This is a genomic window from Sphingobium sp., assembly GCF_041987595.1.
GTDB lineage: Bacteria > Pseudomonadota > Alphaproteobacteria > Sphingomonadales > Sphingomonadaceae > Sphingobium.
In genome coordinates, this window is record NZ_JBHIWJ010000070.1 from 9,119 (window position 1) to 21,554 (window position 12,436).

Annotated in this window: 8 protein-coding genes and 1 pseudogene; all 9 read right to left on the bottom strand. The window is 59.5% G+C overall.

Going from position 1 to position 12,436, the window contains the following annotated elements; translation table 11 throughout:
• Positions 1 to 126: 126 nt before the first annotated feature.
• A complete protein-coding gene (locus ACFC3J_RS16035) occupies positions 127 to 2,490 on the bottom strand; it encodes a TonB-dependent receptor (RefSeq protein WP_375197119.1) in 2,364 nt (787 codons plus the stop codon).
• 271 nt (positions 2,491 to 2,761) lie between these two features.
• Positions 2,762 to 3,940: a hypothetical protein gene (locus ACFC3J_RS16040; RefSeq protein ID WP_375197120.1), complete on the bottom strand. Its 1,179-nt coding sequence runs from the start codon at positions 3,938 to 3,940 to the stop codon at positions 2,762 to 2,764.
• Positions 3,941 to 4,044: 104 nt separating this feature from the next.
• Positions 4,045 to 4,992 (bottom strand): ribokinase, encoded by a 948-nt coding sequence (locus ACFC3J_RS16045; RefSeq protein WP_375197121.1) that lies wholly within the window; start codon positions 4,990 to 4,992, stop codon positions 4,045 to 4,047.
• Complete coding sequence (locus tag ACFC3J_RS16050; RefSeq protein WP_375197122.1) at positions 4,989 to 5,582, bottom strand: RpiB/LacA/LacB family sugar-phosphate isomerase; 594 nt, start codon at positions 5,580 to 5,582, stop codon at positions 4,989 to 4,991. Before ACFC3J_RS16050 ends, ACFC3J_RS16045 begins: the two co-directional genes overlap by 4 nt.
• A 16-nt stretch (positions 5,583 to 5,598) precedes the next feature.
• Positions 5,599 to 6,906, bottom strand: a complete 1,308-nt coding sequence (locus ACFC3J_RS16055; RefSeq protein WP_375197123.1) for an FG-GAP repeat domain-containing protein — start codon at positions 6,904 to 6,906, stop codon at positions 5,599 to 5,601.
• 8 nt (positions 6,907 to 6,914) lie between these two features.
• Positions 6,915 to 7,817: a sugar phosphate isomerase/epimerase family protein gene (locus tag ACFC3J_RS16060; protein ID WP_375197124.1), complete on the bottom strand. Its 903-nt coding sequence runs from the start codon at positions 7,815 to 7,817 to the stop codon at positions 6,915 to 6,917.
• 109 nt (positions 7,818 to 7,926) lie between these two features.
• The gene (locus ACFC3J_RS16065) at positions 7,927 to 9,249 is read right to left on the bottom strand and encodes an MFS transporter (RefSeq protein ID WP_375197125.1); all 1,323 of its coding nucleotides are present in this window, start codon (positions 9,247 to 9,249) and stop codon (positions 7,927 to 7,929) included.
• A 237-nt stretch (positions 9,250 to 9,486) separates the two neighbouring features.
• Positions 9,487 to 11,871 (bottom strand): TonB-dependent receptor, encoded by a 2,385-nt coding sequence (locus ACFC3J_RS16070; protein ID WP_375197126.1) that lies wholly within the window; start codon positions 11,869 to 11,871, stop codon positions 9,487 to 9,489.
• 273 nt (positions 11,872 to 12,144) lie between these two features.
• Positions 12,145 to 12,436, bottom strand: a pseudogene (locus ACFC3J_RS16075) (integrase); the annotation flags it as partial.

The following is a 12,436-nucleotide window of genomic DNA, read 5'->3' on the forward strand; positions in this document are numbered from 1 at the left end:
CCCGCTACAGCCAAGGAAAAGGCCTCCTTCTCTCAATGAGGGAAGGAGGCCTTTTCTTTGGCTCAAATTCTGATGTGAACGATTTCAGTTCAGTGGCGCCCGGATTACTCCAGACGCCACTCCCCCTTAGAAACGGTAGTTTGCGGTCAGGCCGAACTCGCGCGGGGGATTGACCGACACCGCGGTATATCCCGAACGGAAAGGCGCAGGATTGCCTGCCGGACCGGGGACCAGGAACCGCGTTGCGACCTGCAGTTCAGCGCTGGACGCACTGGTTATCTGCGTCGTGTTGAACAGGTTCTTCACAAAAGCCGTAAGTTCCCACCCAGCGTCAGGCGAGCGAATACCAGCGAACAGATTGACATTCGTGATCGCCTTGTACCGATAGTCAGCCGTCTCCGAATAGAAACCGGGCCGGTAATTCACCAATCCGCGGAAAAATGGCTGCAAACTGCCGACCGAGAAGCGGAGTTCGCTGTTCGCGCTTAGTGCAAAACGCGGAATATTCGCCAAGCGATCGTTCGTCTGGCAGACCGCCACTTGTTGTCCGATCGGCACTGCGGGCTGCCCTGCTGTATCCGGGATGCCGTCGCCATTGGAGTCACGGCACGGAACGAGCGCGTTATCATAATGGGAATTGGCATAGGATGCGTTTATTGAAATGTCCCAATCGTCGATGGGGCGTGCGTCGAATTGCATCTCGACGCCCTTGGATATGGCATCGCCGTTAAAGCTGATCGAATTGGCCGACCCGTCGATGACACCGTTTCTCGCCGAAGATGTCGGAGCGGTCACAAGGCCGACGAAGCCGTCGAACTTCTGATAAAAGGCGGCCAGGTTGAGCGACACGCGCCGATTGAACAGTTGTGCCTTCAAACCGGCCTCGACCGCATCGGAACGCTCAGGGTCCAGCACGAGAAGATCGGACGACAATGGCGAGTTCACGCCAAGTTGGGCCGATCCACGCCGATAGGAACGGCCATAAGTGACGTAGGTCGTTACATCTGGCGTCCAGTCATAGCTGATGCTAGCTGTCCCGGTCAGCGGATGATTGATTTGCGTTACGAAATCGGGATCGACGGTCGCCGCGCGCGGCACAATCACCCCCGCCGGTACGGGTATTCCCACGCCACCTGTCGTCGTCACCTCCAGAAAGCTTTGCGCCGTTGCCGACACCCGGGTGTAGCGCGCGCCCAGTTCGACCCTCAGCTTGTCGGTCAGTTGCAGCCGCGTCTGACCGAAGAAGGCGAGGTCGGTCGTGTTATTGTCGATATCCACGACAGCCAGCAAAGGCAGCGAGAACATGCTGGCCGGGAACGGCGTGTTCGGAACACGATTGGCGAAGAAGCTGTCTACGCGGATCGATGAAAGGCTATGCGAGGTGGTCTTGTTGTAGAAGACGCCAAGCGTATAGTTGAACATCCCTTCAAATGCGGATGCGATGCGCGCTTCCGCTGTATAGACATGAGTGGGATTAGGAACGGTCAAGACTTGGTCATATCCCTGCACCGCATTGCCAACATCTTGATCTGTACGGGAATTTAGGTTGCTATATTGATAACCCCCTAGCACCGAAATCAAATGACTACCCAAGTCGAAGGACGCGTCGGCCGTGACAAGGTGAGTGCGATTTGTGTAAAAGGACTGCCCTTCATGAACGGCTAGGCGATCCGATGCGCTGATCGCCGGGCCAGTCACAAATGGCGAGAACAGGCTGGGGCGATTACCCGTGCCCATAACCGCGCGGTTCTGCACCAGATCGCTTTCCAGGTATTGATACATGATGTTGCCGCGCAGCCGCTCAGTCGGCGCGAAAGAAAGAGTGGCGCGGACGCTCTCGGTTTCCTGGTTCGACCATTCATCGCGGTTGATATTATAGACATGGTTGACGCGATTGCGATCGACCAGTGCGGCGATGCGAAGGGCCAATTTGTTTTCGATGAGCGGCGTCGAGGCCGCAATCTGGAAATTGCGCGCATGTTTGTTAGTGACCGTGGCCTGCAGATAGCCGTCGGCAGCGTCGAGATCGGCCCGCCTCGTCGTGAGTGTGATCGCGCCCGCAGGAGCGGTGCGCCCTCGCAAGGTTCCCTGTGGTCCGCGCAATACTTCTACCTGGCCGATGTCGTAAATTGCCGTCGTCACGGTCTGAATATCGACAGGCACTTCATTATAATAAACGGCTACGGCCGCCGGACCGCCGATGTCGGGGTTGAATGAAATGCCGCGCAATGTCGCGATGCTGACGCGGCCCGATGTGTTCGCGATCTGAAGGCCCGGCGCCAGGGCGGGCACATCCTTGAAATCGAACAGGTTGAATTTCTCGATCTGCTCCCCGGTGGCGACATCGACCGCCATGGGAACATCCTTTAGCTTTTCTTCCCGCTTGCCCGCCGTAACGATGATGTCCGCCGGAAGAGCCTTTTCATTGTCGGACGGTATATCCGGTTGCGCCCAACCCGCAGTGCTGACGCACGCAGCGGCGCTCGCCATCAATAAAAGCGCAAGTCTTTTGGAACTGTGCCCAAGCATCCCCTACCCCCATTTTTGACAAAAGGATTTTGTCGTCGGGCCGTGTCAGTGAGGGGCCTCAGCCTTTGCAGCTCCCCTTTCTACCTTTCGGCCCATTAAATATTTGAGGGCTTGATCGGCAATCGACAATGATGTCGCGCCTCTATTCCGCATAGTGGAACAGATGTGTTGCGCCGCTAGGATGCCGGTATGGATCTGACGGTGGGAACAGTTCGACTGCCCCACCCTCTCCTCATTTGCCGAACGTACCCACATACAGGCCGACGGGGTAGGGCGAAGCGCCATCCTTCGACCCCTTGATGGCAAAGGCGATCTGCCTGCCGTCGGGCGAGACGATCGACTGATGCGCTTGCGCACCCGACGGGCTGATGTTCGTCAGCGGCCGCCGCGACTTGCCATCCATGGTGACGACGAAGATGTCGAAGCCCTTATCCGAATTGGCGGCGGCCACTTCCTTCGCATTGGCGACGCCCTTCATCTGCAGAACCATTTCGACGCCGCTTTTGCCAAGCCCGCTGACGCCGCGATACGGCCCATCGGGATCGGATGCATAATTGGACTCCTCCAGGCCGTAACGCTCATCGGGGAAGAGGTGCGTCTCATTATGCGCTGACGTTGCGTAGACTTTGCTGACCGCCTTGCTCGCGACATCGACCTTGTACATTTCACTGTCCACGGTCCTGGGCTCGATCGTCCAGAACATTACGGCGCGACCGCCGTCGATGAACTCATAGGCTTCGGGGAAACTCGTCTCGCCCGGCTGACCGATCTTATAATCATATAGCAGCTCAATGTCGGAAAATTGCGCAGTGCGGCCATCATTCTTCAACTTCGCCTTGACGAGTTGCAGGCCCTTGTCCCTCGGCCGTGACCAGGCAACATTGACCGACTTGTCTGCATTGAGCGTGCGTGCGATGGCAATGTCGCCCATGGCTCCCGTACCCAGCGACACCGGTTTGCCGAGCGATTTCGGCATCCAGAACAATTCGGTGCGCCCTGCATCGCCGCTACCGCCGCTGCCACCAGCCATTCCCGGAGCCGCTTCGATCAGGAAGCTATTGTCCGGCAGATAGAATATGCGCGTCACAAACTGCGTCTTGCCGAATTTGCAGGTAAGGCAGCGCACCTTCTTCGTCTTCACGTCGATTTCATAGGCGGGGCCGTCGACCAAATCGTCCTTGGTAAAGACGATCCTGCGCCCGTCGGGCGACCAGTTGGGCCGGTTGCCCCAATCCAATATTCGCTCCTGCCGGAACGGCGCTGTCAGATAATCAATCTTGCCGACAATCGCTTCCTGCTCCGCCGCGCGCGCCGGCATGGACGCCAAGGGTAGCAAAATCGCGCCGGCCGCACCGGCGGCGAGCAGAAGCCGCCACATGTGCATCCGGGATTGCCCGTCGGTCTTCTTCATGGAATCAAACTCCTCAATTTGCCTCGCGCAAATATGCAGCGTCGTGGCAGGTCTTCGCGATCGTTCAACTTAAGCGATCATCGCTTCCACATGGCGGAACAGCATTACGCGGAACACTGCCTCAACCTTTCAAGAACGGCTGAACGGTTCGGGATGGAAGCAGCGGCGCCCAGTGTCTGGACGGCAATGGAGCCTGCCGCGTTCGCCTCGATCGCTGCGGTTGCAAGATCATCGCCTCGCGCCAGGCCAGCAGCCAAATAGCCGCAAAAGCAGTCCCCCGCACCGGTGGTATCGATCACATCAACGTTATGCCCTGGGATGCGCAACACCGATCCGCTGCGGACGATGGCCAATCCGTCAGCGCCTATCGTCACGACCAGCGCCTGGCGGCCGCTCATTCCCATACGATCCCTGTAGGAAAGGAGCGCCGCATCTTTCAGTCCTTCATCGGCGCCCGCCAGGAGAAACAGTTCTGCTTCATTGACCACCAATATATCGCATAGAGGCAGTAGCTCCCTGGCCGCCATGCTGGAAGGTGCGGCGTTGAGGACGGTGGTCGCTCCAGCGGATTGCGCCATGTTGAAAAATGCCGTCGCTGCCGATACGGGCGTCTCCATCTGAGTAAGGCAAATGTCGCCCGGCATGACTTCCACGCTTTTTGCCAGACCCGCGTCCACCTTGCTGTTTGCGCCAGCCACTACGATGATTTGATTGTCATGTGGAGATGTCGCGACCAGTGCCGCCCCGGTCGGCGAACCGACCGGGATCATTTTACTTACGTCCACGCCATAGTCTTGCAACGTGGCGGTCATCGTCGCACCTTCAGCATCCGATCCGACCGCGGCCAGCAGGGTGCAGGCTGCACCGGCCCTCACCGCTCCGACCGCCTGATTGGCGCCTTTCCCCCCCAGTTGGCGCACAAGGCCGCGGCCTTCCACCGTTTCACCCGCCTTGGGCAGGCGGACAGCGCTGACGATCAGATCGACATTGACGCTTCCCAGCACGACAACCTTGCCGCCATCCTTCAAGCCAGTGAAAGGCCGCGGCGTCATCCGGCAGACAGGTCCGAAGAGCCGGACGTCGCCAGAGCTTCCTCCAACAGCGCGAGTTTGGCGACACGACGGCGAAAATGTTCTTCTCCGCTAAACCGCGCGGCCAAAAATTGCCGCACGATGTCGAGTGCGATCTCGGGCCCGGTTATCCATGCACCGATGCAAAGCACGTTGACATCGTCATGCACCACGGCCTGCCGCGCAACATATGTGTCGTGAGCCACCGCCGCGCGAATGCCCCTGATCTTGTTCGCCGCGATGCACGCCCCCGCGCCGGTCCCGCACAACAGGATGACGCGATCCGCCTCGCCTTCCAATATCGCCCGCACGGCGCGCTGCGTGATGTCGGGAAAGTCCACCGGCTCTTCCGACCTAGTGCCCACATCGATGATCCGGCCGCAATGACGGCTCAGCAGTTCGAGCACGGGAACGCGCAGGTTAAATCCCGCATGATCGTTCGCGAAGCCAATCGTTTCACGGAAGGGAATAGCCTGTTCGTCGGCTGCCAAAGTTTCCGCAACTGCCATCTCAATAATCCCCACTGTCCCCGCCGACGCGGATTTTCCAGTTCCAATCATCACGAAGCTCATTCGATCTGGGCGATCCTCAAGGCGCCTTTGAAAGCAGCAGCCTCGCCTGCGTACCCCAGGCCCCAACGAACAGATCTTCCTTCCCGTCGCCGTTTACATCGCCCCTGGCCATGCTCCAGCTACGCCCGACGCTTGCAGCAGGGATTACCGAGGCGGTGACGTCAGAAAAATAGCCCTTCCCGTTATTTGCATAAGCCCGCAGCTGCAGCGGCTTGAAACCAGGCACATCGATCGCGCCGACAATCAGGTCCATCGCGCCGTCATGGTTGAAGTCGATCGGCATGCCCCCCCAGCTGGAAAAGCGGTTCGCGGGCAGGCGCTTGGCCGTTTCGTCGCGGAATTTCGCTCTGCCCTTGTTGATCAGCAGACGGGCTTGCGGATCCTTGTCCCACGCCTTGTTATTGCTGGTGAGGTTTAGGAATAAGATGTCCTTCCTCCCGTCCCCATCGACGTCGAATACATGGACTTCGCGGGTTTCCATCGGCATCAACAGTTGCAGAGCCTTGGGCGCTTCACGAAAATGCCCCTTTCCATCATTCAGAAGCAATCGGTTCGGCGGGCTTTCGTTGGCGACGACCATGTCGAGATCGCCGTCTCCGTCGATATCGGCAAGTGCAATGTCCTGCGCGTCGTCCGCATCGCGGGGCAGATGCGTGGTGGTGACGTCGATGAACGTGCCGGGCTTCTCCGGATTGTTCAGCCACAGGAAATCCTGGGCTGACGCGCGGGGCCTGCCCGGTCGCTCCTCCGCCGAATTGCCGATAACGATATCGGGAAGGCCATCACCGTTCACGTCGCCGACCGCCAAGCCATTGCCTTCGCTCATGCTGGGCAACCGATCCGACGCGTCAGTGAAGACACCGCCCGCTCCACCCAGGAACAACTGATGCGCATGGTCCTCCTCCGCAACGAAGATCAGGTCGGGAAAGCCGTCGCGGTTGAAGTCGGCGGAGAGCACATGTTCGCTGTCATGCGCCTTGGTTCCAAGCGCGCCTTGCCGCCAGCTGAACTGGCCCTTGCCGTCATTGATGTACAGACGGTTCGGCCCCATTTCGACAGCCAGCGCCGCATCGAGATCGCCATCCCCGTCCACATCCACCAGAGCCACATCCAGTGCATGAATATATTTTGCCGCCGGAACGTGCGTATCCGTCACATCCTCGAACAGGGTCGGCTCAGCCGCGCTGTCCTGCGCATGAGCGGGGACCAAGCTGACAGCGGCGAGCGACGCCATCATCAACGGCTTGTAAAGGGCACGGACAGCCCGAACAGCGCTCCGGTTGGTCGAAGATAGTGTCACCGCCACTTTGCTCCTTTTGATCATGATTTGGCTCAATGGCCGCCGCGCGCGATTGGAAGCGAGCGAAGATAGGCGAGGCTCCGCGCCATCGCATCGATGCGCGGTCCGGTGAAAGGCGGGTCCTGCTCCACAAAATAGCGGCGGACCCCCGAGGTCCTTGCGACCGGCAGGATGCTGTTCCAGTCGATCTTGCCTCCGCCGACTTCGACGGGGTCTTGCCGCAAGTGAAAGTTTACGGGTGTGCTCGCCTTGATATCCTTGACGTGCATCTGATTGAACCGGCCAGGATATTTGCGTAACCATGCCACAGGGTCGTGACCCGCCGTGACAAGCCAGCCCACATCCATCTCGAAGCCGACCAGCCGGGGATTGGTGCGCTCCAGCAGGATCTGCAGTCCCGTCTTCTCGCCGATGGGCGCGAATTCGACATTATGGTTGTGATAACCAACGCGAAAGCCATGCTTTTTGAGGGCTGAGCCCGCTTGGTTCAGAAAATCGGCCATCTGTTCATAGCGTGCCGCCGACAGAGGCGATCCATCGGCACGCATCAAGGATGAGAAGGGCACCGGCTCGCCCCATTTCGGGTCTTTGGGGAACTGAAACAAAGGCAGGACGGCTTCGCGTGCGCCCAGCGTCGTCAGATCTTCGCCCAGCTTATCCATATCGTCAAAGGTCAGCCCGCTGGCGCCGGGAACGGATGACGACGCGGCGACATGGACGCTGCGGCAGCACAACCCCGCCTGGTCCAGCGCAGCGCGCATCTGGGCGGCCGTACGACCATGCATCGAAGCGATTTCCACGCTGCGGAAGCCCAGCTTGGCGACCTGATCCAAAGTTCCGGGCAGGTCTCGCCGCAAATCCGGGTCCAGCGCATAGAGCTGAATGCCGATACCATCCGTACCCCAAATGCCGCCCGACTTCGCGATCGCAGGCATGCTCGCCCCCAACATCATGATTGCGGAGCTTTTCAGCATCTCACGGCGGTTCATTGGCATTTTTCTTTCCTGAAGGAGAATGAAGCTGTCGTTGGTGGCGAGGCGGCGTTCAGGCCAGGGCGGTCATTCTGGACACCTCCCGTAACCTTTCTTCGGGATAGCGGAGCATGCACAGCACGACGCCCAATGAAAACAGCGCCGGCACCACACCGATCAAGGCGCGCAGCAACCCGGCATTGTGGGGGTCGCCAGCATGCGCGGGGTCGAATTCGTACCAGCCGAGCAGTAGGAAGGCCAAGCCGACCGCAAGCCCGAGCGCCAGCTTCATTGAGCCATTCAACGTCGCATAGAGGAGACCGGTACGATCGACGCCGAAGCGCTCCCGACTAGCGTCCGCGACGTCAGCCATCAGCGCCCGGGGAAGGAACCAAGCGATCGGAATGCAAAGCCCCAGCGCCGCGACATTGGCCGCCGTCAACCAGAAGGACTGCGGCGGCTGGATAGCCATGCCCAATTGCAGCACCGCCTGTAGGAAAGCGCCGGCCTGGAGCGCTCGCGCCTTGCCGATCCGCCCCGCAAGTTTTGCGAACAGTGGCGTTCCGGCAAAGGCTGCGGCATAGGCGATGAGGATCAACGTACTCGCGGTCGCCCGGTCGAAGCCCAACTGGCCCATGTAGAAGAACAGAGCCACAGCGTTGGCGACACCAGTTGAGAGTGCGATCAGCAGGTCCGCCAGAACGAGACGCACCACCGGACCCTGGCGGAACAACGCGACATAATTCCCGATCGACATGCGACCCTGCGCCACGGAAACGCGCTTTTCAGGCACCGCCCATAACGCCATGATAATCGCACCGGGAACAAGCAGCGTCATGACCCAACCGGCAGCGCGCATCCCTGCCGCCGGATCATCGGGGTAGGCGCGTGCGACCAATGGCAGGATGGCAAGGATCGAAAACTGGCCTGCCGTCGCAAATATCTGCCACCAGGCGAAGATGCGGGTGCGGCCCTTGGAATCGGACGATAGCGTTGCCGTCCACGCCAGATGCGACAATACGATCATGGAAAAGCCCAAAAAGGCGACGAACAGCCATGACCATAAATAGGTCATGCCAACACCGCGCTCTGCTTGGAACAGCGCGTAGGTTGACAGCATGAGAATGGGAGCGCTCGCCACCAGCCATGGCCGATACCGTCCCAAACGGCTGCGCGTCGCGTCCATCATGCCGCCCAGCACTGGATCGATCAGCAGGTCAAGCACACGCACCGTCATGAACGCAGTGCCGACGGCGGCGACCGGCAGGGCCATGGCGTTGGCGTAAAATTCGGGCAGGAACACAGTAATGAGTGTCGCGAACGCCTGGATCGCGAGAGCCGTGACGCAAAAGCCCGCAAGCCGAGGCGCAGCCACAGTCTCAATTTTCTCGTGCATCAAGCCATCCCATCCCGATCCCTCAACTGGTAATACCACGTATAAACCGCTTGGCCAGCGGATTGTAAGGGGTGACGGCCTAGAGCCTCTGCCTGTGGCGGGATGGAGCACGGCAACCGGTGGCTTTGAGGCTGACGAAAAAATAGCGGCCCGCGGGCTCAGCGGAGCCACGGACCGCCCTGATATCATTCAACTAGGATCAAAGCGGGGATCGCCAAGCGATCCCCGCTTTGTGGCTTACCAGTTAAAGCGAAGAGTCGCGCCAAATTCGCGCGGCGACGTGATCGTTGCCAGGCGATAGCCCGAATCGAACGGAATGGTGCCGAAGGATTCGAGACCCGGAAGAGCGCCGGTCGCGACCTGGAAATTGCCCTGCGACACGCGCTGCGCGCGGGTCTGATCCAGCAGATTCTTCACGAACAGGTTCAGTTCCCAGCGATCCTCGCCACGCAGACCGACAAAAAGGTCGATCTTGGTGAAGTCGCGATAGGTGTAATTGCTGTTTTCCGAATGGAAGCCCGGACGATAGGATAGCAGGCCCCGGATGAAGGGGGTCAGCGAGCCCATGCCGAAGCGGACTTCGCCGTTGCTGGACAGGCTGAACTTCGGAACGTCCGCGATGCGGTCGTTGCGGGTGCAGACTGCGACCTGCTCGGTACCCGGGACGCTTGGCGTCCCGTTCGCGTCAGGGATGCCGTCACCATTATAATCATTACAATAGAGCTGCGCATTGTCGTAATGCGCATCGGCATAGGTGGCATTCACGTTGAAATCTACCCACTGCGATGGCTGGAAACCCAACTGGACTTCGACACCCTTGCTGATCGCATTGCCATAGGTTGGCAGCGGCGCGGTAGCCGTATCGACATTGCCGGGGATGCGCGAAGAGTTGGTCGTGAGCGCCGGCGCGAAGTCCACATAATTTTTGAACTTCTGGTAGAAAGCAGCGATGTTCAGCGTCACCTTGCGATCGAACAGGCTGGACTTCAGACCGATTTCAAAGCCATCCGACGTTTCGTCGGGTGTCTGAAGATATTGCGGATCGAGCGGCGTCGAAACGCCTGTCGCCGCAACGCCAGGGCGGAACGATCGGCCGTAGTTGGCATAGACATTGACATCGGGATTGACCTTCCAGCTGATCGACGCACCGCCAGTGAGAGCGCTGGGCTTCACGACGCTGGGAGTGGTGCTGTCCAGACCGATAGCCGGGATGATCAGCCGCTGCGCTCGGGTGGTCTTGCCCCATGTCTGACGCAGACCGCCGGTGACGGTCACGCCATCGAGGATCTCATATCCCAGCAAGCCGGACACGGCATAGGATTTGCTGAGAATTGGCAGGATGACCGAGACATCAACCGGGAACACGAAAATCTGCGGCGGTACCGGCCCCGGGCCGGTCATCCCGGGGAATATCCCCCCGAACGGATCTGTGAAGAAAGCGTCGTTGCTCTGTCTGACGCGGACGTCGTTGAACTTCGAATAATCGTAGTTGGCCGCGACCGCCCAGGTCAGCCGCGAATTGCTGGGAGATTGCAGGCGGACCTCCGCGGTCCACAGATCATAAGGCGTGTGGACATGCTGGTTGAGCTCGTAACCTGGAACCGCATTGCCTTCATCCTGATCTCGCTGTTGTTCAAGGCGGGTCTTCTGATAGCCGCCGTTGAAGACCAATTCACCCCAACCGAAATTATAATTGGTATTCAGCGTGACGAGATGCGTTTCATTGGTGAAGCGTAACGCGCCTTCACTGACGGCGAGGCGGTCATTTATATCGATCGCCGGGCCACTGCGTAGCGGGAAGAAGGCGTTCGGGCTCGGCTGGTTACCCGGGCCGAATACGGCACGAAACGGCCGTGTGTCGGTCCAAAGATACTGATAGACGAGGTCCGCGCGGAAATCGGACGAGGGCTGCCACGCCAGTGAAAGGCGACCGCTCATCGTCTCATTATAGGATTTGCGCCCATCGATGTTCTTAACCTGCCCGGCGCGGTTGCGATCGTACAGAAGCGCACCACGGATCGCGAGGCTGTCCTGGATGATCGGCACCGAAGCCGCGCCCTGGAAGTTGCTGGCATGCAGATCGCTAATCGCCGCCTGCGCATAGCCGGTGGGCTTGCTGAGGTCCGGTCGGGCCGAACCAATGACGATGGAGCCGGCGGGCGAAACCTTGCCGCGGAACAGACCCTGGGGCCCTCGCAGCACCTGGATCTGGCCGATATCATAAATGGCGCTGAAGAAAGTGTTGGGATCAACGTCGATCTCGTTGAAATAAACCTGCACCGCGTCGCTCGACCCGCTGTCCGGGTTGAACGAAATGCCACGCAGTGTCGCAATATTGCTGCGACCGTCGCCATTTTCCAGCGTCAGGCCGGGAACGACGTTCTGAATTTCCTTGACGTCGAACAGGTTGAGCTTGGCAACGTCCTGACCCGATACAACATCGACAGCCAAGGGCGTTTCCTGCAGCGTTTCGGTGCGCCGGGTCGCCGTAACGACAATTTCCGCCGTGGTGGGCTCAATCGCGCTTTGTTCAGCCTGCTGCGCGGATGCGCCGGTGGCGATAGCCAGCCCGCATGCGCAACCTAGCAGCGATATGATGTGACGGCCCCTTGAACCCTTCATAGTCCCCTCCTTTTCTGAGATAGCTGGCATTTGCGAGATATCGGATGCGCCGTTGCCTTAAGAGAATGGGCGGAGTGCCATAAGGGCCCATTCCACCATGCGGGACAACGACGCGCGCAATGTCGTCCTACAGGGTTGTTCGCCGATCAGCTTGTCGAAGCCGAGCAGCCTCATGTCGCTGGGCGAGACTCGCGGGGCGCGTGGCCGTCAGGTGACATCTAACGCCGCGCATCATAGGATTTGCGAGAAACGCGATACGTCAGTCTCCCAAGCTCATCGGTAAAAACGGCAGACGACTGAGCGCGCACGGATCGCTGACTCGTGATGACCTTTCCTCTCGAGCCTCTTGAGCGCCTTGAGGAGTTCATGCGCCGTGATGTCGGCGATCGGCCGGTGCCCGATCGTTGGTTGCAGGACGTCCCGGAACCAACGCATTTTCTTGAGCGTAGCCGCCGCCTTTCCTTCCAGCTCCATCTTCTCGATGAATTCGTCCGCCACCACCCTGAACGTGGTTCGGGCCGCAATTTCGGCCTCGATCTTCACCTGCAGCCGGGCCGCCACCGGA